The 23650-nt window shown below is 71.6% G+C and carries 14 protein-coding genes; 6 read left to right on the top strand and 8 right to left on the bottom strand.

Going from position 1 to position 23650, the window contains the following annotated elements; genetic code table 11:
• Positions 1–66: 66 nt before the first annotated feature.
• Positions 67–1086 carry a LacI family DNA-binding transcriptional regulator gene (locus RI578_RS34595; protein ID WP_310874737.1) on the bottom strand — a complete coding sequence of 340 codons (1020 nt, stop codon included), beginning with the start codon at positions 1084–1086 and terminating at the stop codon, positions 67–69.
• A gap of 310 nt (positions 1087–1396) precedes the next feature.
• Between RI578_RS34595 and RI578_RS34590 the strand changes: the two genes are divergently transcribed.
• The 3 genes from RI578_RS34590 (at position 1397) to RI578_RS34580 (ending at position 12061) form a co-directional block, all read left to right on the top strand.
• Positions 1397–4978 (top strand): LamG domain-containing protein, encoded by a 3582-nt coding sequence (locus tag RI578_RS34590; RefSeq protein ID WP_310874736.1) that lies wholly within the window; start codon positions 1397–1399, stop codon positions 4976–4978.
• 182 nt (positions 4979–5160) lie between these two features.
• Positions 5161–11682 (top strand): RHS repeat-associated core domain-containing protein, encoded by a 6522-nt coding sequence (locus RI578_RS34585; RefSeq protein WP_310874735.1) that lies wholly within the window; start codon positions 5161–5163, stop codon positions 11680–11682.
• A gap of 19 nt (positions 11683–11701) precedes the next feature.
• The gene (locus RI578_RS34580) at positions 11702–12061 is read left to right on the top strand and encodes a hypothetical protein (RefSeq protein ID WP_210959326.1); all 360 of its coding nucleotides are present in this window, start codon (positions 11702–11704) and stop codon (positions 12059–12061) included.
• Between the two features lie 59 nt (positions 12062–12120).
• Here the strand turns inward: RI578_RS34580 and RI578_RS34575 are convergent, their stop codons facing one another.
• The gene (locus tag RI578_RS34575) at positions 12121–12726 is read right to left on the bottom strand and encodes a class I SAM-dependent methyltransferase (protein WP_310874734.1); all 606 of its coding nucleotides are present in this window, start codon (positions 12724–12726) and stop codon (positions 12121–12123) included.
• A 202-nt stretch (positions 12727–12928) separates the two neighbouring features.
• On the opposite strand from RI578_RS34575, the gene RI578_RS34570 reads away from it, so the two are divergent.
• Entirely contained in the window at positions 12929–14332 is a 1404-nt protein-coding gene (locus RI578_RS34570; RefSeq protein ID WP_310874733.1) for an MFS transporter, read from the top strand.
• Positions 14333–14375: 43 nt separating this feature from the next.
• Here the strand turns inward: RI578_RS34570 and RI578_RS34565 are convergent, their stop codons facing one another.
• The 4 genes from RI578_RS34565 to lnt form a co-directional block, all read right to left on the bottom strand.
• Positions 14376–16352 carry a GAF domain-containing protein gene (locus tag RI578_RS34565; protein ID WP_310874732.1) on the bottom strand — a complete coding sequence of 659 codons (1977 nt, stop codon included), beginning with the start codon at positions 16350–16352 and terminating at the stop codon, positions 14376–14378.
• Positions 16353–16456: 104 nt separating this feature from the next.
• Positions 16457–17257, bottom strand: a complete 801-nt coding sequence (locus RI578_RS34560) for a 3-hydroxybutyrate dehydrogenase (protein WP_310874731.1) — start codon at positions 17255–17257, stop codon at positions 16457–16459.
• A gap of 55 nt (positions 17258–17312) precedes the next feature.
• A complete protein-coding gene (locus RI578_RS34555) occupies positions 17313–17792 on the bottom strand; it encodes an NUDIX domain-containing protein (protein WP_310874730.1) in 480 nt (159 codons plus the stop codon).
• 68 nt (positions 17793–17860) lie between these two features.
• Entirely contained in the window at positions 17861–19474 is a 1614-nt protein-coding gene (lnt, locus tag RI578_RS34550) for an apolipoprotein N-acyltransferase (protein ID WP_310874729.1), read from the bottom strand.
• Between the two features lie 303 nt (positions 19475–19777).
• Here lnt and RI578_RS34545 point away from each other — a divergent pair, with 303 nt between their 5' ends.
• The gene (locus tag RI578_RS34545) at positions 19778–20779 is read left to right on the top strand and encodes an O-antigen ligase family protein (RefSeq protein ID WP_310875936.1); all 1002 of its coding nucleotides are present in this window, start codon (positions 19778–19780) and stop codon (positions 20777–20779) included.
• A 214-nt stretch (positions 20780–20993) separates the two neighbouring features.
• On the opposite strand, the gene RI578_RS34540 is transcribed toward RI578_RS34545, so the two are convergent.
• Both RI578_RS34540 and RI578_RS34535 read right to left on the bottom strand, forming a co-directional pair.
• Complete coding sequence (locus RI578_RS34540) at positions 20994–21536, bottom strand: hypothetical protein (protein ID WP_310874728.1); 543 nt, start codon at positions 21534–21536, stop codon at positions 20994–20996.
• Between the two features lie 79 nt (positions 21537–21615).
• Entirely contained in the window at positions 21616–22401 is a 786-nt protein-coding gene (locus RI578_RS34535) for an aspartate/glutamate racemase family protein (protein WP_310874727.1), read from the bottom strand.
• 39 nt (positions 22402–22440) lie between these two features.
• On the opposite strand from RI578_RS34535, the gene RI578_RS34530 reads away from it, so the two are divergent.
• Positions 22441–23649 carry a glycosyltransferase gene (locus RI578_RS34530; protein WP_310874726.1) on the top strand — a complete coding sequence of 403 codons (1209 nt, stop codon included), beginning with the start codon at positions 22441–22443 and terminating at the stop codon, positions 23647–23649.
• Position 23650 lies beyond the last annotated feature (1 nt).

The raw sequence follows: 23650 nt of genomic DNA, 5'->3' as shown, positions 1-23650 counted from the left end.
TCGCGCCTGACCACGCCTGCTCGCGCCTGACCAGGCCGATGGCCGGCGCCCTGCCCCGTCGCCTGGTCAGGCGGACTCGCGTACGACCAGTTCCGGTTCGAAGACGAGGGTGCGGGGTTCGGTGCGGGTGCCCTGGACCTGCTCGTCCAGCATCCTGGCCATGGCCGCCGCCATCTCCTCCACCGGCTGGCGCACGGTGGTCAGCGGTGGCCGGCACGTCACGGCGATGCTCGAGTCGTCGAACCCGACGACGGCGACGTCCTCCGGGATGCGCCTGCCCAGTTCCCGCACGACTTGGCAGGCGCCCTGGGCCATCAGATCGTTGGCCGCGAACACGCCGTCCACAGCGGGGTGGTCCCGCAGCAGCGCGGCCATGGCCACCGCCCCGCTGTCCAGCGTGAACACGCCCTCGGCCACGGGAGGGCTGTCATGTCCCGCGCGAGCCAGGGCGTCGCGGAATCCGGCGAGGCGTTCCCGGCCGGCCCGCAGATCCGTCGGCGCGCCGATCACCGCGATACGGCGGCAGCCGCGGCCCAGGAGGTGTTCCCCGGCCAGGCGTCCGCCCGCACGGTGGTCCAGATCGACGCAACTGACCGGTGTCTCCCGGGTGGGACGTGCGAACAGCACCGTGGGGACGCGGGCGGTCAGGAGCATGTCCGGCAGAGGGTCGTCCGGTTGCACGGAGACCACCAGCGCGCCGTCCGCACTGCCCTGCCGCAAGTAGTCGACCACCTGCGTCCTGGCCGCCGCCGACTCGGCGAACAGCAGCACCGGTTGCGTCATGCGCGCACGGAGATACCCCACGACGCCGTTGACGACACGGCCGAAGAACGGGTCCGCGAACACGCGGCCCGCGAAGGCGTCGCCCGCGCCGGAGACGATGAGGGCCACCGCCCCGGTACGTCGGGTGACCAACGCCCTCGCTGCGCGGTTCGGCGTGTAGCCCGTCCGCTCGATCGCGCTGCGGACCAGGTCCTGGATGCTGGGATCGACGTTGCGCACGCCGTTCACGACCCGCGACACGGTGGCACGGGAGACCCCCGCCTCCCGCGCGACATCCTCCAGCGTCGGGGCCTGCCTGTTCATGGGGGGAACTCTAACGCCGGGCAGGTCGGCGCCGGCGCGCAGGAGCCGGGACGGTGCGCCCCGCGAACGGCGCGAGCTTGACCGGCGTACGGGAACTCTATTTACTACCCCAGCACATCTGAAGATCACGTGAACATGGGTGGGGAAAGTGCTTATACGCAGGCACAATGCGTTCATCAGGCGAAGACGCCGCGGACCGGGGGGAGCCGCCACGATCACGGCGCTGGCCTTGCTCACCTCGCTGCCCGCATTCGGGGGAACGGCGGCGGCCACGGCTCAGACGGCCCCGCGGTCCGCCCAGGGCCCGGCGATGACGCACGAGGCGGCGACGGCCCGCGCGACGGCGACGGGCGAGCCGGTGGAGGTGACCGGCGAGCGCACCGAGTACTCCACGACCATGGCCAATCCGGACGGGACGTACAGCTTCACGCAGTCCGCGGTGCCTCAGCGTGTCAAGGGGGAGGACGGCAGCTGGCACCCGGTGGACGCTACGCTCGAGAAGCGCGGCGACGGGACGGTCGGCCCCAGGTCGGCCGTGGTCGACCTGTCGTTCTCCGGCGGCGGTGACGGGGCGAGGCTGATCGAACTCGGCAACGAGCAGGGCACCATGCGGCTCGGCTGGCCGGGCAGACTGCCCGAGCCAAGGCTGGACGGCGCGAAAGCGGTCTACCCCGAGGTCTTCGAGGGGGTCGACCTGGAGCTGACGGCGACGGCCGAGGGCTACCGCGAGGTGCTGGTCGTCAAGTCCGGCGAAGCCGCGGCCAATACCGCACTGGAGCGCATCGAGCTCACGGCCTCGTCGACCGGCCTGGAGATCGTGAACGGCGCGGGCGGCGGCCTGCGCGCGGTCGACGAGAACGGCAACACCGTCTTCAAGGGCCCGGCCGGACAGATGTGGGACTCGGCCGGCCAGGCCGCGGCGCCGCAGGCGACAAGCCGTATCGCCCTGACCGCTGTGGAGGAGCCGGACCCGGTCGAGGAGGGCACCCAGCCCCGCGCCGGTGACGCCAGTGCCGTCATGCCGGTGCACGTGGACGGCGACTCCGTTTCCGTGAAACCGGACCTGGAGCTGCTGCGCGGCGACGAGACGGTCTATCCCGTCCGAATCGACCCGTCGGTGGGGCTCGGGGTGTCCGAGCGGACCGTGCTGTCCTCCGACGGCGACAAGTTCTGGCAGTTCAACGGCGATTACGGAGTCGGGCGCTGCAGCGTCTCCGGCCCGTACTACTGCGGCAGCAACTACACCAACCGCATGTACTTCGAGTTCTCGCCGTCGAAGCTCGCCGGCAAGTACGTCCTCGACGCCACCTTCCGCGCGTACAACACCTGGTCGTTCTCGTGCAACGCGAAGTGGGTCGACCTGGAGCGCACCAACAACATCTCCGAGGGCACCCGCTGGCCGGGCCCGACGCAGCTCGACCAGATGGGCGACCGCTACGTCTCCAACGGCCGCGGCACCAACTGCAGCCCCGATCAGCCGGACGCCTGGGTGGAGTTCAACGACAACCCGGAGGAGGGCGACGAGAACCTCGCCTCCACGGTGCGGAAGTTCGCCGACGGCAAGATCTCGCGGCTGACCCTGATGCTGCGCGCCAAGGACGAGAGCGACCCGGAGGCCTGGAAGCGGTTCGACGACAACGCCGAGCTCAAGGTCAACTACGCGTACAAGCCGGGCGTGCCCACCGGCGTGGGCGTGATCCCGGGCGACGGCACCACCGCGTACTGCAACAAGTCGTCCTCGGACCCGTTGATCGTCACCCGGGTGGATCCGATGGTGCAGGCGGCCGTGCAGACCCTGGTGGAGCACCACGCGGGTGACGAAGAGGGTTCGCTCCAGGCCGAGTTCGTCGTGGAGAGGGGTGACGACGCGGCCTGGCACCAGGTGTGGACGGGCTATCGGCCGGGCACCGGCTGGGACCCGGACGGCACCGTCGAGCGGATGCGCACCTCCAACCGTGCGGACGGTGGCCTGTACCGGCTCAAGTCTCGTACGCAGTCGCACTGGTCGTACAGCGGGAAGAGCGGCGATCTGTTCTCGTCGTATTCCTCGTGGTGCTACTTCAAGATCGACTCGACGGCGCCCAAGGCCCCGGTGATCACCACGGGTTCGCCGTACACCCAGTGCACCGCGACGCTGTGTGACGGCAAGGGCGGTCCGGGCGTGCCGGGCAGCTTCACCTTCAAGCCGAACGCGCTCGACAAGGACATCGCCGGCTACCGCTGGCGGCTGCTGACCACCTCGGCCAAGGAGACCAGGACGGTCACGGGATCCACGGTCACGGTGCCGAACGTGACGCCTTCCCTGGCCGGCACACAGGTGCTGTCCGTGGAGGCCAGGGACGTACGCAACCGCTGGGGCACGCCGGCCGAGTTCAGCTTCAAGGTCTCCCCCGCGACCGGCCCCGTCGGGACGTGGCACTTCGACGACGGGACCCCCGGATCGGACGTGACCGTCGCCAAGGACACCGCCACGGAGGGCACCCGTCATGACGCCACGCTTCGGGAGGTGAGTACCCGAGTGGGCTGGTCCACGCTTGCCCGACGCGGTGACGCGGACCACTCCCTGTGGCTCAACGACGGCGCCGACCAGACACGCGTCGGTTACGCCTCCACGGCGTCCCCGGCGGTGAACACCAAGGACTCGTTCACCATCTCGGCCTGGGCCTACCTGACGGACACCTCGTCCACCAAGGTGGTGCTCGCGGCGCCCGGCACCAACGCCTCCGCGTTCACGCTGTACTACTCGGCGTCGTACAAGAAGTGGGTGTTCAACCGCACCGCCACCGACACGAAGACCGGACCGGTGTATCTGCGCTCGCTGTCCGAGACCGGTGAGCCGCCACTGAAGGTGTGGACGCATCTGGCCGGCGTCTTCGACACGAAGGGCGACACGGACAAGACGAACGACACCATCCAGCTGTTCGTCAACGGCCGCCCGCAAGGCCAGCCGGTGGTGCTCAACTCGTTGTCGAGCGCGTACACGCCGTGGGTTTCCTCGGGTGGTCTGCAGTTCGGTCGCTCGCTGGTCGGCGGCGTCTGGGGCGAGAACTTCCGCGGCCGGCTCGACGAGGTCTCCGTCTGGCAGCGCCCCCTGACCCGCGACGAGGTCGCCCAGGAGGCACAGCTGCTGGAGAACAGCGTCCCGGGCAATGAGCTGGTCGCCCACTGGGACGCCGCGTCGTCCACGGGTACGGAACTCAAGGAGCTCTCGTCGTATCCCGCGCCGTCGCTGAAGCTGTCGGCGGCGGGTGCCGTGCTCGACACGCAGAACGGTCTCGTTGTGGACGGCACGGCTGGATACGCCTCCGCGACCGGTCCGGTGACCGACGAGTCGGGCTCGTTCACGGCCACGGCCCGGGTGCAACTGGACTCGGCGAAGCTCGCGGCGAAGCCGGTGGGGTACGAGGCGCAGGTCGCCGGCCAGCAGGCGTCGGCCGGTGAGTCGTCGTGGGCGCTGTCGGTGGTCAAGCCGGCCGACGGCGTCTACCAGTGGAAATTCACCCGCACCGCCGTCGGCGCCGACGGCAAGGTCACGCAGAGCGCCCAGGTGCCCGGCGGCGACATCGCCGAGACCGACACCTGGGTCCAGGTCACCGGCGTCTTCGACGCGCAGGAGGCCTGGGAGTGGTCCGACCCGGACGACCCTGCCAAGTCGGAGACGCGCTACGGCAAACTCCACCTGTACGTGGGCCAGTTCGACCAGCCCGCCGAGGGGGACGCCGGGTTCACCGCCGCCCAGCAGGGGGTCGGTGCGCTGGCCGTGGGCCGCGGTTCCAAGGGCGGCAACACCGCGCGCTATCTGCCCGGCGCCCTGGAAGAGCTGCGGATCTGGACGGGCGCGATGAGCGCCGACCAGATCGCCTCGCAGGTGATCGGCACCGACACCCCCTAGCGACATCGGCGTGCCGGGCCGGGGCAATGACGCCCCGGCCCGGCACGGCGCTCCCCGCACGCGGGCCCCCACGACCAATGCCTGCCGCGGGCCGACCTCCCCCACACCACCTTGACCTCCGCCGTGCACGGCGGGGTCGCAGCATGCCCGGCCGACGGTCCGGGCGCAGAAGGAACACCTTCATGAATCCCTTGGGGAAATACCGGCTGCCCAGAAGCAGCCGGCCCGATGAGCCCGGGAGCGGCCGCTGGGTGCGGCGGATCTCTCTGGGCGTGGGCCTGGCCATGCTCCCGGGCCTGCTGTCACCGACCGCGTTCGCGGCGGACAAGCCCGATCCGCTGGGCCGTCCCGATCTGAAGGACGCACGCTCGGCCGAGGTCTCGCCGCTGACTGCGGAGGCCAACGCGAAGGCCGCGCGCGCCGTGTCGGACGGTGCGAAGGCCGACGCGGCCGCTGCGAAGCGGGCCCGCGCCGATCAGGACCGGTCGGTCACCTGGCCCGACAAGGGCACGGCGAAGCTGAGTCAGGACGATCCCGCTGCCGAGCCCGGCAAGCTGCCGGTCAGACTGGGCCGGCCCGCCGACCGGAAGCGCGCGGCCTCCGAGGTGGAGGTCAACGTCCTCGACCAGAAGGCCGCATCCTCCCTCGGCGTCAAGGGCGTCGCCCTGGCCGTCACCGGACCGAAGGACGGCGGCGCGGCGGAACTCGCCCTGGACTACTCGGCGTTCGCGTCCGCCTACGGCGCCGACTGGGCCGGCCGACTCCAGCTCCAGGAACTGCCGGACTGCGCGCTCGACGACCCGTCGAAGGCCAAGTGCCGTACGCGTACGCCTCTGGAGTCCACGAACAAGCGGGCCGCGAACGAGCTGAGCGCACCGCTCAGCTTCGCGCCGGCCAGGAGCACCAGCGACAGGACCATGGTCCTCGCGCTGGCCGCAGGCTCGCAGTCCGGCGCGGGCGACCTCGGTGCCACGCCCCTCACGGCCTCCTCCACGTGGGAGGCCGGGGGTTCCTCCGGCACTTTCACCTGGACGTATCCGCTGCGTACGCCGCCGGCCGCGGCGGGCCCGCAGCCGGAGCTGGAGATCTCCTACGACTCCGGCAGCGTCGACGGCCGCACCGCGACGACCAACAACCAGGGCACGGCGCTCGGCGAGGGCTTCGACATCACCTCGTCGTACATCGAGCGGCAGTACGGCTCGTGCGACGAGGACGGCCAGGACGAGAAGTACGACCTGTGCTGGAAGTACGAGAACGCCTCCATCGTCCTGAACGGCCAGTCCACCGAGCTGGTCAAGGACGACACCAGCGGCCAGTGGCGCCTGAAGAACGACGACGCCTCCACGGTCGTACGGCACACGGGCGCCGACAACGGTGACGACAACGGAGAGTACTGGACCGTCACCACCGGCGACGGCACCGTCTACACCTTCGGCCTGAACAAGCTCGCCGGGGCGGGCGCCGACGACCGCACCAAGTCGGTGTGGACCGTGCCGGTCTTCGGTGACGACGAGGGGGAGCCGGGCTACGCGGACGGCACCGGCTTCTCGGGCCGCGCCAAGAAGCAGGCCTGGCGCTGGAACCTCGACCTGGTCGAGGACACCCACGGCAACGCGTCCACGTACTGGTACGAGGACGAGGTCAATCACTACGACAAGCTCGGCGACGACAACACCGGCACCGCGTACACGCGCGGCGGCTACCTCGAGGAGATCCGCTACGGCCAGCGCGCCGGCGCCCTGTTCTCCGCCACCCCCGCCGCCTCCGACAAGGTGGTGTTCGCCTACGCCGAGCGCTGTCTGGCCACCGGCACCGGCTGTGACGCGCTGACCGAGGACAAGCGGGACAACTGGCCCGATGTGCCCTACGACGCCCTGTGCAAGGAAGGCGACAAGTGCACCGGCAACGTGGGCCCCTCGTTCTTCACGCGCAAGCGGATGACGGGCGTCACCACATATGCGTGGGACGCGGCGGCCGCCACACCCGCGTACGCGACGATCGACAACTGGTCGTTCAAGCAGCTGTATCTCGACCCGGGCGACACGGGTGACTCCACCGACCAGTCGCTGTGGCTGGATGAGATCAAGCACACCGGCAAGCGCGGCGCCGATCTCTCCATGGATCCGGTGAAGTTCACGCATGTCTTCCTGCCGAACCGGGTCGACGGCGCGTCCGACGACATTCTCTCCTTCGAGCGGCCCCGCCTGAAGACCATCACCTCCGAAGCGGGCGCGCAGACGATCGTCTCCTACCTGGCGGCCGACTGCGTCAGCGGGCAGACCATGCCCAAGGTCGACGAGAACACCAAGCGCTGCTACCCGGTGAAGTGGTCGCCCAACGGCGAGCAGGAGCCGATCCTCGACTGGTTCCAGAAGTACCCGGTCAGCGCGGTCTCCACGACCGACCCGTTCGGCGGCGCCGAGGCCGTCCAGCACAGCTACCAGTACGCGGGCGGCGGCGCCTGGCACTACAACGACGACCCGCTGACCCCGGCCAAGGAGCGCACCTGGTCGCTCTGGCGTGGCTTCGGGAAGGTCACGCACCTGACGGGCGCGAGCAACACCACGCAGAACAAGACCGTCACCGTCTACATGCGCGGTATGAACGGCGACCGCGTCCTGGGCACCGACGGCAAGACGCCCGACCCGGACAAGCGCAAGACCGCCAAGGTGACCGGCATCAAGGCCGGGGAGATCACCGACTCCGACCAGTACGCGGGTTTCGTGCGCGAGACCGTCACGTACAACGGCACGGCGGAGGTATCCGGTTCGATCGCCGACCCGTGGTCGAAGCGGACAGCGACCCAGCACAAGTCGTACGCGGACATCGAGGCGTACTACGTGCGCACCGGTGCCACGCACGAGCGCACCAACGTCACCTCCGGCGGCACGGCCAAGGACCGGGTCCGCACCACCGTCACCACGCACGACGACTTCGGCATGCCCGAGACGGTCGAGGACCGCGGCGACGACGCGGTCGGCGGAGACGAGACCTGCACCCGCACGTGGTACGCGCGCAACGCGGACGAGGGCATCAGCTCCCTCGTCTCGCGCACCCGCAAGGTCGCGAAGCCGTGCTCGGTGGGCGATGCCTCGCTCGTCCTGCCGACGGATTCCACCCGCTCCGGTGATGTCGTCGAGGACACCGCGATCGTCTACGACAACGACGCGGCGACCGGATGGAGCGCGACGCAGAAACCCACGAAGGGCAATCCGTCGTGGACGGGCCGCGCGAAGGCGTACGCCGGTGGCGTTCCGGCCTGGCAGAAGGTCGGCAGCACAACCTTCGACGCACTCGGGCGCGCTCTCACCGTCAAGAACACCAGCGGCACCGTCACCAGCTCCGTGACGTACACCCCGGCGGCGAGCGGCCCCCTGACCGCCACCGCCGCCGAAGACGCCAAGAAGTTCAGGACCACCACGACGGTGGACATCGGAACCGGCTCGGCCGTGAAGGTCACCGACCCCAACGGGAAGGTCACCGAATCCGAGACCGACAGCCTCGGCCGGCTCACGAAGGTGTGGCTGCCCAACCGCTCCAAGGCGCTGGGCAAGACACCCAATCGCACCTACGCGTACAAGGTCACCAACTCGGCGCTGCCCTGGGTGGCCACGAGCACCCTCAAGGGCGACGGCTCCGGCTACAACACCTCGTACGAGATCTACGACTCGCTGCTGCGTCCGCGGCAGACCCAGTCGCCCACGCCGGTGGGCGGACGGTTGATCGGCCAGACCCTGTACGACTCGCGGGGCCTCGCGGTCACCCAGCAGGCGGACATCTGGGACGAGAGCGCCGCTCCTTCCGGGACCGCCGTGCAGATCGACGGCGGGCAGGCACCCAAGCAGATCGACACCGAGTTCGACGGTGCGGGCAGGCCCACCAAGGAGACGACCAAGACCCACGGCACGGTCCGCTGGTCCACGCAGACCACTTACACCGGCGACACGGCAGCCGCCACCGCGCCCAGCGGCGGACAGGCCACGGCCGTGGTGACGGACGCGCTGGGCCGGACGACCGAGCGCCGCGAGTACGGCGGCACGAAGCCGGAGGGCACCGGATTCACCAGCACCCGGTACACGTACACACCGGCCGGCCAGCAGAAGACCATCACCGGGCCGGACCAAGCCAAGTGGTCCTACGAGTACGACCTGTTCGGACGCCTCACCAAGGCCACCGACCCGGACGCAGGCACCACCCTGACCGGGTACGACTCCCTCGACCGGCTGACCAGCTCCACGGACGCCGAGGGCAGGAAGCTGCTCACCGACTACGACGTGCTGGACCGCCGTACCGGCATGTGGAAGACAGACCGGACCGATGCCAACAAGCTGGCCGCCTGGACCTTCGACGCACTCGCCAAGGGCCAGCAGGACACGGCGACCCGCTACGACGGCGGTCTGACCGGCAAGGCGTACACGGCGAAGGTCACCAGGTATTCGGCACAGTACGCGGTCGAGAGCAGCCAGATGCTGCTCCCGGCCGATGACGAGTTGGTGCAGGCGGGCGTCCCCCAGGTACTCTCCTTCACCACCGGCTACCGCCTGGACGGCACCGTCTCGCAGGCCTCTCAGCCCGCGGTCGGCGGCCTCCCGGCCGAGACCGTCTCGTACACCTACAACGCGACCGGACAGCAGCTCACTTCGAAGGGTACGACCGGCTACCTCCAGGGTGCGGCGTTCTCCCCGCAGGGTGATCTTCGCCAGCTCACGCTCGGCACCAACGGTGCGAGTTCCGCGAAGAAGGCGTATCTCAACTACGACTATGAAGCGGGCACCCGGCGCCTGGTGCGCTCCTACGTCACCGACGACGTGCACGGCTATATGCCGCAGGAGCTGAAGTTCACCCAGGACGACGCCGGTAACGTCACGTCGATCTTCGATGGCACCACGCAGGGCGGCACCACCAAGCCCGACTATCAGTGCTTCACCTACGACGGTCACAGCAGGCTGACCGAGGCCTGGACGCCGCGGACGGCGGACTGCTCGGCCGCCGGCCGTACCCAGGCCAACGTCGACGGCGCCGCGCCGTACTGGACCTCGTACACCTACAACGAGGCGGGCCAGCGCAAGACCGAGACCGATCACAAGGCCTCGGGCGCCATCACCACCGACTACTCGTACGGCAACACAACCGGTCAGCCCCATCCGCTGACCAAGACCACCACCGGGAGCGTGAGCAGCAGCTACGAGTACGACAAGACCGGCAACACGACCAGGCGTCCCGGCCCGAAGGCTCAGCAGACCCTGGACTGGAACGCCGAGGGCAAGCTGCTGAAAACGACCGAGGGCACCGCGGAGACAAGCTATCTCTACGACGCCGACGGCGAGCTGCTCATCCGGCGGGCCAAGGGTGACGGCGACACGGTCCTCTACCTCGGCGGCACCGAGGTGCGCCTGACGGTCAAGGGAACGACCAAGACCCTCTCGGGTACGCGCTCCTACACCGCCAACGGCCAGAACATCGCGGTGCGCACCGCGGTGAGCGGCACCTCCGGCAGCAAGCTCAGCTTCCTCGCCGCCGACCACCACGGCACGTCCAGCGTCGCGCTCGACGCCACCACCTATGCGGTCACCAAGCGCTTCACCTCGCCCTTCGGCGAGAGCCGGGGTGCCGCGGTGACATCCTGGCCGGACGACAAGGGCTTCCTCGGCAAACCGGCCGACAAGGACACCGGACTGACCCACGTGGGGGCGCGTGAATACGACCCCGGCATCGGCCAGTTCCTGAGCGTCGACCCGGTCCTCAGCCTGGACGCGCATCAGTCCATGAACGGATACGCCTACGCGGACAACTCGCCCGTCACCTTCAGCGACCCCACGGGCCTCAAGAAGAACGGCGGCCTCGGCGGCCTGCTCGGCCTCATCGGTGCCGCCATCGGCGGTGTGGTGGGGGCCGTGATCGCCACGGTCGGCGCCGTCCTCGGCAGCGGCATCCTGGGCGGCGGTGGAGGCGGCTGGGGCGGCTGGGGCGGCGGTGGCAGCGGCAACAGTGGCGGTGGCGGCACCGTCCAAGCCAGCAGCACCGGCACCACCAAGTGCTACTACGCGATGGGCATGAACCAGTGCACCACCACCGGCGCACCGGCCATGACCGACAACTCGGTGAACACCGGCAACAGCTGCAACGGCACAGGCTCCGGCTACCCCGTCTGCCCGGGCATGATGGGCGAACAGGGCAACCCGGAGCTGATCAAGGAGTTGCTGCTCATCGGCTGCGGCTGGATCCCGATCCTCGGAGCGGGCTGCGACGCGTACGACGTGAAGCGCTCGGCCGACGAGAAGGACGTGGCGGGCGCATCGCTCGGCATGGCGGGTTTCGTCCCGTTCTTCGGCGACCTCGCGAAGTTCCCGAAGCAGCTGGAGCGGCTCGACGACGCCGTCAAGGCGGGCGAGAAGGCCAAGGACGCCTCCAAGATCACCCGTAGTCTGGACGATCCCGAGTCGTTGCGGGGCGCCACGGCGGATGAGCTCGACAAGCTGCTCAAGGGCAAGGACCGCAAGCCCTCGCACTCGGCGACCGGCGGCGGATTCATGATTAGGATCGACGGCGGCGCCATGGTCTTCGAGGCAGGCAACAACGCCAAGAAGGCAGACGGATCCTACGAGATGCACGACCCGCTCCATCGGGGTCCGTATGTCAAGATCCAGCAGGGCAAGAAGAAGCCCATCCGCATTCCGCTGGCCGGCAACCCGACCCTGGACTGAGTGTGGAGGGACCCAACCCATGAAGGACCTGCAAGACGACGAGTACTGCCTCTTCATCAACGGAGGAGAGGGATCCGACCTGTGGGCCCTGCTGGCCGACTGGTCCGACAGTGAGGACGAGGAGGAGTGGAAGAAGCACATCCCGCGCTTCTCCCGCCTCATCCGCTGCTGGCAGCGCCTCGGCTTCATCAAGGTGTTCCAGTCCGACGAATGGCCCGCGCACCTCACCAGCGAAGCGGTGACCGGTCAGGCCCTGGACGACCTCCTCGCCGATCCCGCCAGCTGGGAGTACCAGGATCCCGACCGCTGGACCTGTGTCGGCTCCGGCGACCGGGACATCCACGAGCTGGAGGAAGGTATGTGCGACCAGGAGCGGTGAGCGCCGCGTCCTGAAGCCGCGGGCCCCGGCCGACCTCTGTCGGCCGGGGCCCGCGTCCCTCAGCGGCGATGCACGCTGACCGCGTAGCCGCCGCCGTCGTACGGATCGGCGTCCCACGTGGCGAAGCGATCGGTCAGGGTGAGGCCCGCGGCGCCGCAATACGCGTCGTACTCCCCCAGGGTCAGGCTGGGCGGCACGGGTAGATGCTCCCGGTCCAAGCCGAAGCCCGCGACGAGGAGCCCGCCGGGGCGCAGGGCATGGGCCAGCCGGGCGGCGACGGCGGCCTCGGTTCCCGGGGCGAGGAGGGGGAAGATGTTGCCGGCAGCAACGACGAGGTCGAAGCCGGTGGTGACGCCCGCGGTCGCCGGGTCGAAGTCCGACAGGTCAGCCTGCAGCCAGGTCAGTTCTGGCGCGTTGCGGCGTGCCACGGCCAGCATGGAAGCGTCGCGGTCCACGCCCACGCCGTCGTACCCGAGCTGGGCGAGCCGGATCAGAACCCGACCGGTGCCGCACCCGGCGTCCAGCACCCGCGCCCCGGGGGACACCAGCGTGGCGCACAGTCGCGCCTCGCCGTGTACGTCCTCACCCTGCTCGGCGAGTTGGGCGAACCGAGCCGCGTACTGCTCGCCGGACGCACCACCAGTCAGCTTCTCCCATCGACTCATGGCCGCAAGCATAGGCACTGGGTGAACGCCCGGGTGCAGGCGTCCATCCTGGCCGTGCACCTGGCTCCCGTCATCGGCATGGGGGTCGCACGCACACATCGGCCCAGAACTATGTTGTCCCGCCACATGTGCCCCTGACCTGCGGCTTCCTACCGTGTGCCATCACGTACCCGTCCCCACCGCACACGAGGAAGTGGCGCACATGGCCTCCGCAGCATCCGCTCCCCCGACACCCGGCAAGCTCAAGCGCATCGTCGCCGCGTCCCTCATCGGCACCACCATCGAGTGGTACGACTTCTTCCTCTACGGCTCCGCCGCCGCGCTCGTCTTCAACAAGCTGTTCTTCCCGGACTCCGACCCCCTGGTCGGCACGCTGCTGTCGTTCCTGACGTACGCCGTCGGGTTCGCCGCGCGTCCGCTGGGGGCGCTGGTGTTCGGGCACTACGGTGACCGGCTCGGGCGCAAGAAGCTGCTGGTGCTCAGCCTGCTGCTGATGGGCGGGGCGACCTTCGCGATCGGGCTGCTGCCCACGCACGCGACGATCGGTACGGCCGCTCCCGTGCTGCTGACCGTGCTGCGACTCGTCCAGGGCTTCGCGCTCGGCGGTGAGTGGGGCGGCGCCGTGCTGCTGGTCTCGGAGCACGGGGACGCTCGGCGGCGCGGGTTCTGGGCGTCGTGGCCGCAGACCGGCGCGCCGGCGGGGCAGTTGCTGGCGACCGGCGTGCTGTCGCTGCTGACGGCCGTGCTGTCGGACTCCGCGTTCAACAGCTGGGGCTGGCGGATACCGTTCCTGCTCTCCGGAGTGCTGGTCATGGTCGGTTTGTGGATTCGTCTGTCCGTCGACGAATCACCCGTCTTCAAGCAGGCGTTGGCGCAGGCCGAGACGCGCAAGGTGAAGGCCGAGCCGCTTCCGATCGTCGCCGTGCTGCGGCACCACTGGCGCGACGTGCTGATCGCGATGGGCGCGCGGATGGCGGAGAACATCAGCTACTACGTCATCACGGCCTTCATCCTCGTCTACGCCACCACCGCCGCCGACGTCTCCAAGCAGAGCGCGCTCAACACGGTACTGATCGCCTCGGCCGTGCACTTCGCGGTCATCCCGGCCTGGGGCGCGCTGTCGGACCGGATCGGCCGGCGTCCGGTGTATCTGCTGGGCGCGGCCGGTGTCGGGCTGTGGATGTTCCCCTTCTTCATGCTGATCGACACCGGTGACTTCGGCAGTCTGCTCCTCGCGGTGACCGTCGGCCTGGTGCTGCACGGCGCGATGTACGCGCCCCAGGCGGCGTTCTTCTCCGAGATGTTCGCGACCCGGATGCGCTACTCGGGTGCGTCCATCGGCGCGCAGTTCGCCTCCGTCGCGGCCGGCGCCCCCGCGCCGCTGATCGCCACCGCACTGCTGGACAAGTACGACAGCTCCACCCCGATCTCCCTCTACGTCATCGCCGCGGTCGTCCTGACGCTGATCGCCGTGGGCGTGGCGAAGGAGACCCGCCACCGGGACCTCAACGAGGTCATGTCCTCTCCCGAGGACGCGGACAGGGGCGGGGACATGAAGGAGGCGGAGGGGAGCACCTCCGCGGCGCCGGGAGCGCGCACCCTCTGAGCTGTCCGGTGACCGGCCCCCGTACGCGCCATGCGTACGGGGGTCAGTGCTGTGCCGGTATCGACAGCCGGTGCAGTCTCAGGGCCAGTTGTATCTCCAGCGCGCGGTCGGGGCTCTGCCAGTCGTCGCCCAGGAGGCGGCCGACGCGTTCGAGGCGCTGGGCGACCGTGTTCACGTGGACGTGCAGGGCGTCCTTGGTGCGGGCGGGGCTCATGCCGCAGGCGAAGTACGCGTCGAGCGTGCGCAGGAGTTCGGTGCCGCGCCGCTCGTCGTAGGCCACGACCTGGCCGATGGTGCGCTCGACGAAGCCGGAGACGTTCTGGTCCCCGGCCAGCAGCAGCCCCAGGAACCCGAAGTCCTCGGCGGCCGCGCCGTCCCCGGAGCGGCCCAGCAGGCGCAGGGCGTCGAGACAGCGCCGGGCCTCGGTGTAGGCGGTGGCCACGGCGTCGGGGTGGGCGGCGAGATCCTCCACGGGGGCGGAGGCGCCGACGGTGACGGCCTCGTGGACGGCCGTGCCCAGCTGGCGGGCGGTGCGGCGGGCCAGGTCCGTGGCACCGTCCCCCGCGGTCAGGGGCAGCAGCAGTACGGTGCCGCCGTCACGGGCGGCGGCCAGGCCGTGCCGGGTGGCGGCGAGGTGGGAGGCGGCGGCCCACAGGCGTCTGCGCGCGTCCGCCTCCTGATCGGCGTCGGCTGCGGTGGCGTCGAGGCGGGCGGCGAGTACGACGTGGGTGGCGTCCAGGTCGGCGCGCAGCCGTCGGGCGCGGTCGCCCAGCAGGCGCGGGTCGCGATCGCGGGCGTCGAGCAGGTCGTCCAGCAGCTCGCCGCGCACGCGCTGTTCGGCCTCGGCGGCGGAGCGCCGGGCGAGCAGGAGGAGGGAGGTGACCATCGCGGCGCGTTCCAGGGTGAGCTGGTCGACTGGGTCGAGTCCGGGGTGGCCGCGCAGGACGAGGGCGCCGAGCAGCTCGTCGCCGGCGGCGACGGCGGCGATCCAGTCGTCCTCGTGCCGCACCGCGTGCCCCTCGGCGCGGGATGTCTCCAGGGCGCGGGGTGGCGCCGAGGCGGCCTCGGTGAACTCGACGGTGCCGGCCAGGACCTGGGAGACGGCGGCGGCCACGTCGTGGACACCACCGCCGCGCAGGACGAGCTCGGCGAGCCGGTCGTGGACGTCGGAGGCGCGCTCGATGACGCCGCTGCGGTCCCGGATGATCTCGTTGGCCCGCTCCAGGCCGGCGAGGGCCGAACGGGTCTCGGCGAGCAGGTTCGCGGTGTCGATGGCGGCTGCCGCGAGGGCGGCGAAGGAGCCGAGCAGGGCGATCTGCTCGCGTTCGAAGACGCGGGCGCGCCGGTCCGCGGCGAAGAGCACGCCGATGACGTGGTGGCCGAGCATGAGGGGCACGCCGAGGATGGCGACCAGGCCCTCGTCGCGTACGCCCGCGTCGATGGTGCGGGTGTGCTGGAAGCGGGCGTCCTTGAAGTAGTCGTCGGTGACGTAGGGGCGGGCGGTCTGGGCGACGAGGCCGCCGAGCCCCTCCCCCATGCCGAGCCGCAGCTGCTGGAAGCGGGCCGCGACCGAGCCCTCGGTGACGCGCATGTAGGTGTCGCCGCGGGCCGTGTCGTTGAGGCTGAGGTAGGCCACGTCGGTGCCGAGCAGCGAGCGGGCCCGTTGCACGATCGCGCGCAGGACCGCGTCCAGGTCGCGCAGACCGGCGAGGTCGTGGGCCGTCTCGAACAGTGCGGACAGCTCGGCCTCACGCCTGCGCCGGCCCTCCAGTTCGGAGCGCACGCGCAGGGCGAGGTTCCTCGCCTGTTCGAGCGCGGTGATCCGCTCGGCCGGTCCCCGCTCGGCGCGGGCGAGCAGCACCGGCTGCTCGTAGGCGTCGGCGGACGCGCCCCGGGCCAGCAGCTCCAGGAACGGCGTCTCGACGGCGGCGGCCGGGCTCTCGGCATCGCCGGCGTCGCCGACCGGCGCTCCGGCGTCGTGGGCGGAGCGCTCGGCGGACTGGACGTGATCGCGGGACATGCTCACAGGATTCCCCATCGCACGGTCGTCCCGGCAGCCCTGTGGAAAACCCTGGCCGCCGAGGGCACCACCCGGCTCGGTGGGCGGGTCGGCCGCCACCCTGATCAGTGCGCGGTCCAGCCGCCGTCCAGGACGAGTGAGGTGCCGGTGACGAAGGACGCCTGCGGGCCGCACAGGTAGGCGACGGCGTCGGCGACCTCCTCCGGTTCGATGAGCCGGCGCACGGCGCTGTCCCGCAGCATGACGTCGGTCAGCACCTGCTCCTCGGGGATGCCGTGGGCCCGGGCCTGGTCGGTGATCTGCTTCTCGACGAGCGGGGTGCGTACGTAGGAGGGGTTCACGCAGTTGGAGGTGACGCCGTGGGCGGCGCCTTCCAGGGCGGCGGTCTTGGACAGTCCCTCCAGCCCGTGCTTGGCGGAGACGTAGGCCGCCTTGTAGGCCGAGGCACGCAGGCCGTGGACGGAGGAGATGTTGACGATACGGCCCCAGCCCTGCCCGTACATGTGGGGCAGGGCGCCGCGGATGAGGCGGAAGGGGGCCTCCAGCATCACGGTGAGCACGGTGTGGAAGACGTCCGGCGGGAACTCCTCGATGGGCCGCACCAACTGCAGCCCGGCGTTGTTGACGAGGACGTCGGTGCCGGCGGCGGCGAGCTCGGCGGCGTCCAGGTCGGTCAGGTCCAGGACGTGGGGTTCGACGCTGCCCGCGAGGCCCCCGCAGCTCTCGGCGAGCGCGTCCAGCCCGGCGGCGTCCCGGTCGACCGCTCTGACCTTGGCCCCGGCGGCGGCCAGCCGCTGCGCGCAGGCACGGCCGATGCCGCCGGCGGCGCCGGTGACGAGGGCGGTACGGCCGCCGAGGTCGAGCGGGGAGGCGTGGGGGGCCGGGAGGACACTGGGCGAGGTCATATCTCCGACCCTAGGCAGCGTCCACCGCACCCCCCATGTGGGCACGCCCCATACTTCAGATGCAACCAGTGGGGTCGAACCATGTGGGGGCGTCGGACAGCGCCTGCTTGACCCGGGTCTGCCCGAACTCCTTGAGGTCCGGCAGGGCGTCCACCGCGAACCAGCCCACGTCCAGCGACTCGTCGTCGTTGACCCGGGCGTCGCCCCCGACGGCCCGGCAGCGGAAGGTGATGTCCATGTACTGGCAGACGTCACCGTTGTCGTACGTGACCGGGTTCAGCGCCTGGACGAGGACCACCCGCTCGACGACGCACCGTACGGCCGTCTCCTCCTCGACCTCGCGCACCGCGCAGGCGGCGGGCTGCTCCCCCGGTTCCGGGATGCCGCCGATCAGTGACCAGCGCCGGTTGTCGGCACGCCGGTTCAGCAGCACCCGGCCCTCGTCGTCGAAGACGACGGCGGTGACCCCGGGGAGCCACAGCAGCTGGTGTCCGGCCGAGACGCGCAGGTCGCGGATGAAGTCGGGAGTAGCCATGCGCACGACCCTAACGGGCCGGTCGGACCACTCCGGGCGGGGCCGCGGGGCGTGCGGCGGGCGTACGGCTACACGCCACGGGCGCGTCGCCCGCGCACACCGGCGCCGACGGCCCAGCCGAGCCCGCCGGCCGCGGCCAGCACCAGGGCGATCTCGGGCACCACGCCCAGCCGGGTGGCGGGCGTCTCGGAGGAGCGCAGGGGCACCTCCTGGACCAGGGAGTCCGCCACGAACATGCCGGTCCTCTGCGTGATCCTCCCGTCCGGCATGATGATCGCGCTGACGCCGCTGGTCACCGGCACGGTGACGGTCCGGCTGTGCTCGACCGCGCGGATGCGGGACATGGCGAGCTGCTGGTAGGTCATCTCGCTGCGGTCGAACGTCGCGTTGTTGCTGGGCACGGAGATCATCTGGGCGCCGTCGGTGACCTCGGAGCGCACCGCCCAGTCGAAGGCGGCCTCGTAGCAGGTGACGAGCCCGACCTTGGTGCCGGCCATGGTGAACACGCCCGGTTCGGTGCCCCGGCTGAAGTCCTGGCTGACCATGGAGGTCCAGTCGTCGTTGATCGCCCCGATGAGTGAGCGCAGCGGGAGGTACTCGCCGAAGGGCTGGATCTGCCGCTTGTCGTAGGTGTCGACCGGGCCCTTGTCGGGGTCCCACAGGATCTGTTCGTTCAGCAGCTTGCCGTCGCGTTCCACGACGCCGCCGACCGAGATGGGCGCGCCGATCGCCTTGGCGGCCCGGTCGATGACCAGCCGCGCGTCGGCGTTGGCGAACGGGTCGATGTCCGAGGAGTTCTCCGGCCAGAGCACGAAGTCGGGCCGGTCCACCTTGCCGGCCTCGACCTCGGCGGCAAGGCGTCGCGTCTCGCGCGCGTGGTAGTCGAGTACGGCCCGCCGCTGGGCGTTGAAGTCGAGGCCCGCGCGCGGCACGTTGCCCTGGACCACGGCGACGGTCGCGGTGCCGTCCTCCGCCTTGTCGCTGACCAGCGGCCGGGCGGCCACGGCGCCCACGACGGGTACGGCCACGCCGAGGAGGGCCACCGCCGCCGCGCTCCGCCGTACCTCTCCGGTGCGGCGCGCCAGGGAGGCCAGGCGCACGGCCTCGTAGAGGCCGAAGCCGCACAGGACGACCGCGAACCCGAGTACCGGTGTGCCGCCGACCGCGGCGAGCGGCAGGAACACGCCGTCCGCCTGCCCGAACGCGATCTTGCCCCAGGGGAAGCCCTCGAAGGGCACGCGCGCGCGTGCGGCCTCTCCCGCGACCCACAGCGCCGCCGCCCACATGGGCCAGGCCGGCAGTTTCGACACGGCGGCGACGCCCACGCCGACCAGCGCGACGAAGAGTGCCTCGATCGCGACCAGGGCGAGCCAGGGGCCGGGGCCGACCTCCACGCCGGTCCACACCAGCAGCGGCAGCAGGAAGCCGAGGCCGAAGAGGTAGCCGAGGCCGAGACCCGCCTTCCAGCCGCGGCCGCGCAGCACCCAGCCGAAGACGGCGAAGGCGGGCAGGGCCAGCCACCACAGGGTGCGCGGCGGGAAGCTGACGTAGAGCAGCACTCCGGAGAGCGCGGCGGCGGCGGCCGGGAGGAGGCGCAGGAGCCGCGCGGCGACGCGCGAGGCGCGCGTGGTCTGCGGCTGCGTCCGGTCCGACTCGCCGACGGAGGTTGCGGTGGCTGTCACCCCCCGGAGTGTACGGCGGGTGACCGCGCCGCCGACAGCGCGGTCGGAGGGCGCCGCGGGGGTCCTGGCGGCCGGTGCCGCATCGTTTCGGCACATCCGGGTGCCGAGCTGTCCACAATCCACCGACCAGCCGTTACGGTGTGCCGGAGCCTCAGTCGTCGGCCCGAGCCGGCCGGGTGGCCGGGGCCCGTCAGGTCGGGGGCGACGCGGGCGGGGGACGCGGTGGGTTCGAGGGGGACGACGTCTGCGGCGGGTCCGGACGCGGACGGCGACAGACGAAGCGGTGCGGACACGGCGGGCGTGGTGATCCTCGGGGCCTGCGCCTCCTGGTCGCTGATCACGGCCGCCGCGCGGGACGGGCGCCCGGAGGGCGTGCTGCTCGCGGTGCTGGCCGTGGCCGCCGGTTACGCCGCGGGGCGGGTCTGCGGGGCGCTCCTTCCGGTCGCGGCTCCTGGTGCCGCGGCGCTGGCCGGGGTCGCCCTGACGGTGGCCGTCCCGCACCTCGCGCCCGAGCCCCGGATCACCGCGCCGCTCGGACACGCCGGCGCGACCGCCGCCCTGCTGGCGCTGTCGGCCGGCGCCGCGTGCTGCGGGGCCTGGGCCAGTCCGGTACCGGCCGTGCGGGTCGCGCTGCGGCTGCTGGCCGCCGGCACGGCCGTGACCGCGGCTGTCCTGGGCTCGGCCGTCGGCTGCGCCGTCTGCGCGGTGGTGCTGCTGTGCTCGCTCGCCGCGGGCCGCGTGCGCCGCCGTGGTGCGGGGATCGCGGGGCTGGGTCTGGCCGCGGGCCTGGTGACCGGCCTGACCTGGGCGGTCCTCGGAAGCTTCGTGCCGGTCGGCCTGGCCGCCTCCCTGGAGGGCCAGCTGACCGCTCATCGTGTGCGGCTGTGGGGCGACGCGCTGGACCTGCTGCGCGGGGACCTCGCGCTCGGTGTGGGCCCGGGGCGTTTCGGGTCGCTGAGTCCGACCGCGGCACAGTCCTCGGTGACCGACGGCAGACCCCACTCGGCGGTGTGGCAGCAGGCGGCCGAACAGGGCGTCGTCGGCGTGGTCCTGCTGGGCGCGGCCTTCGGCTGGATGCTGTACGCCCTGTGGCGCTCGTCGCGCCCCACGCCGGTCGTCCTCACCGCGGGCCTGGCCCTCACCGGACTCGCGGCGATCGCCGCCGTCGGCAACGCGCTGAGCTTCACCGCGGTGTCGGTGGGCGCGGGGCTCCTCGCGGGACTTGCCACGGCCCGCCCCGTCGCCGACGATTCGCCGGCGCCGGCGAGCGGCGCACGACCTCGGGGCGACCGGATGTCCCGGTGAGGGCCCGGTGCTTCGGTGCCGGGGAAGCCGGGTACTTCGGTGCCGGTGAAGCCGGCCGGGTGCTTCAGTGCCGGTGAAGCCGGCCGCGTCGATGCCGGTAAGCGGAGAAGCCGGGCCGGCGCGGAGCGCCACCGGGCTGCGCGCGGTGACCGCGTCCGGGCGCGTGCCTTGTGTGGCCTGCCCGGGCATGACGGTCCGGGCGGCCTCGCCGCGCTCAGTGCGCCGCGCCGGGAGCCTTCGGGCGCAGGCGGTCCTTGATGACCTGGACGGCCGCTTCGGCGTCGTCCACGGTGATCGTGAAGGTGTGGCCGTCCCACAGGCGCAGGACCACGCCCTCCCCGCGTCGTACGACGACCGCGGTGCCCTTCTCCGGCCGCCAGCGGTAGCCCCAGCCGCCCCAGTGGCGCGGGGTGACGCACGGGGCGAACTCGGCGCCCGCGACGTGCGAGAGGGGGATGCGGCGACGGGGCACGCCGATGTGGCCGCAGCGTACTTCGAGGCATTCCTCGTCGACTCTCAGGGCGACGTGCACGAACGCCAGCGTGCCGAAGAGGACCAGCAGTCCCGCCGCGATGCAGCCGACGACCGCCATGGCCAGCGGGGCGACGCCGGACTCCCAGGCCGATTCGACGGCCAGCGCGATGCCGAGCGCCATGCAGGCGGCGCCGATGAGCGCCAGGAACCACTGGACCCGGTTGGTGGCACGTCCGGTCCAGACGTCCGGCTGGGGGGCGGTCTCGCCGTGGCGATGCCTCATGGACAAGAGGTTACTGCCGTTTCGCTGTGCGGGTACCTCGTCGCACAGCGTGACTGGGCCGACCGGGCGTGCCCGCCGGTCAGCGCGCGGGTGTGACCGCTCGCAGGAGCCGGCCCTCGTCGTAGGCCAGCGCGGGCGCGGGCAGCGTGCCCTCGCGACCGCTCAGCAGCACGGTGAGGGTGCCCTCGGCCGGGGCCCCGGGGTCGGGGGCGGCGCCGATCCGGCGCAGCGCCTGGGCGGCGACGGCACCGGCGGAGCCGTGCAGGACGAGGCGCGGGGCGCCGGGACGCTGAACGGCGGCGCGGATGCGTTCGGCGACCAGCTCGTAATGGGTACAGCCCAGGACGACGGTCGTTACCGCATCGGGTGTCAGGGCGGCCGCGGCGGCGATCGCCGCGGTGATCGCGGCCTCGTCCGCGTGCTCGACGGCGTCGGCGAGCCCCGGGCACGGCACCTCGGTGACCGTCGCGTCGCCGGCGAACTCCTCGATGAGGCCGCGCTGGTAGGGGCTGCCGGTGGTGGCGGGCGTGGCCCAGATCGCCACGGGGCCGCCGCCGGCCGCGGCGGGCTTGATCGCCGGGACGGTGCCGATGACCGGCAGCGTGGGCTCCAGTCGGGCACGCAGTGCGGGCAGCGCGTGCACGGTGGCGGTGTTGCAGCCCACGATCAGGACGTCGGGACGGTGCGCGGCGGCGGCCTCGGCGACGGCGAGGGCCCGCTCGGTCAGGTCCTCGGTGGTGCGCGGTCCCCACGGCATGCCGTCGGGGTCCAGGGAGAGGATGAGATCGGCGTCCGGTCGCAGGCGCCGTACCGCGGCGGTGGCCGCCAGCAGACCGATTCCGGAGTCCATGAGAGCGATCTTCACCGGGCCACCATAGACGATGGGCCGCTGCGGGCCGCGGCCGTGGGGCAGACTGCGCACGTGAGCGCCGATGCGTGGACTTCCGTCGTGACCGCCGTATCCGCCCTGTCCCTCGCCGCCTGGCTGTGGCTGCTGCTCGCCCGGGGCTTCTTCTGGCGTACGGACGTCAGGCTGCCGGCCCGGGAGGAACCGGACGTCTGGCCCTCCGTGTGCGTCGTCGTCCCGGCGCGCGACGAGGCGGCGGTCCTGCCGGCGAGCCTGCCGTCGCTGCTGGCCCAGGACTATCCGGGGCGGGCGGAGGTCTTCCTGATCGACGACGGCAGCACGGACGGCACGGGTGAGCTGGCCTGCGAGCTGGCCCGGCGGCACGAGGGTCTGCCGCTCACCGTGGCCTCGCCCGGGGAGCCGCCCGCCGGCTGGACGGGCAAGCTGTGGGCGGTGCGGCACGGCGTCGACCTGGCACGCGCGCGTGAGCCCGAGTACCTGCTGCTGACGGACGCCGACATCGCCCACGCGCCGGACAGTCTGCGCCGGCTGGTGGCTGCCGCCCGCACGGGCGGTTTCGACGTCGTCTCGCAGATGGCCCGGTTGCGGGTGGAGAGCGTGTGGGAGCGGCTCGTGGTGCCGGCCTTCGTCTACTTCTTCGCGCAGCTGTACCCGTTCCGGTGGATCGGCGGAGAAGGGGGAACGGCGGCGGCCGCGGGTGGCTGCGTGCTGCTGCGCGCCGAGGCCGCCGAACGGGCGCGGATCCCGGACGCCATCCGGCACGCCGTCATCGACGACGTGGCCCTCGCCCGGGCGGTCAAGGGCGACGGCGGCCGGATCTGGCTGGGCCTGGCCGACCGGGTGGACAGTGTGCGTCCGTATCCGCGGTTGCACGACCTGTGGCGCATGGTCTCGCGCAGCGCGTACGCGCAACTGCGGCACAACCCGCTCGTGCTCGCCGGAACGGTCGCCGGCCTGGCGCTGGTGTACCTGGTGCCGCCGGCGTCGGTGGTCGCGGGCACGGCGACGGGGAGTGCGGCGGCGGCCGTGCTCGGTGCCGCCTCCTGGCTGGTGATGGCGGGGACGTACGTGCCGATGCTGCGGTACTACCGGCAGGGGCTGTGGCTCGCTCCGCTGCTGCCGTTCACCGCGTTCCTGTACCTCCTGATGACGGTCGACTCGGCGGTGCAGCACTACAGGGGGCGCGGTGCGGCCTGGAAGGGCCGCACCTACACCCGTCCGGGCGCCGTGCCCGAGGAGGGCTGAG

This window comes from Streptomyces sp. BB1-1-1 (genome assembly GCF_031597775.1).
GTDB classification, from domain to species: Bacteria; Actinomycetota; Actinomycetes; order Streptomycetales; family Streptomycetaceae; genus Streptomyces; species Streptomyces thinghirensis.
This window is presented reverse-complemented; position numbering and strand designations above follow the sequence as displayed.

Coding starts and splice junctions, on each gene's coding strand:
- RI578_RS34595 (WP_310874737.1), bottom strand. CDS start 1,086: ATGAACAGGCAGGCCCCGACGCTGGAGGATGTCGCGCGGGAGGCGGGG.
- RI578_RS34590 (WP_310874736.1), top strand. CDS start 1,397: ATGACGCACGAGGCGGCGACGGCCCGCGCGACGGCGACGGGCGAGCCG.
- RI578_RS34585 (WP_310874735.1), top strand. CDS start 5,161: ATGAATCCCTTGGGGAAATACCGGCTGCCCAGAAGCAGCCGGCCCGAT.
- RI578_RS34580 (WP_210959326.1), top strand. CDS start 11,702: ATGAAGGACCTGCAAGACGACGAGTACTGCCTCTTCATCAACGGAGGA.
- RI578_RS34575 (WP_310874734.1), bottom strand. CDS start 12,726: ATGAGTCGATGGGAGAAGCTGACTGGTGGTGCGTCCGGCGAGCAGTAC.
- RI578_RS34570 (WP_310874733.1), top strand. CDS start 12,929: ATGGCCTCCGCAGCATCCGCTCCCCCGACACCCGGCAAGCTCAAGCGC.
- RI578_RS34565 (WP_310874732.1), bottom strand. CDS start 16,352: ATGTCCCGCGATCACGTCCAGTCCGCCGAGCGCTCCGCCCACGACGCC.
- RI578_RS34560 (WP_310874731.1), bottom strand. CDS start 17,257: ATGACCTCGCCCAGTGTCCTCCCGGCCCCCCACGCCTCCCCGCTCGAC.
- RI578_RS34555 (WP_310874730.1), bottom strand. CDS start 17,792: ATGGCTACTCCCGACTTCATCCGCGACCTGCGCGTCTCGGCCGGACAC.
- RI578_RS34540 (WP_310874728.1), bottom strand. CDS start 21,536: ATGAGGCATCGCCACGGCGAGACCGCCCCCCAGCCGGACGTCTGGACC.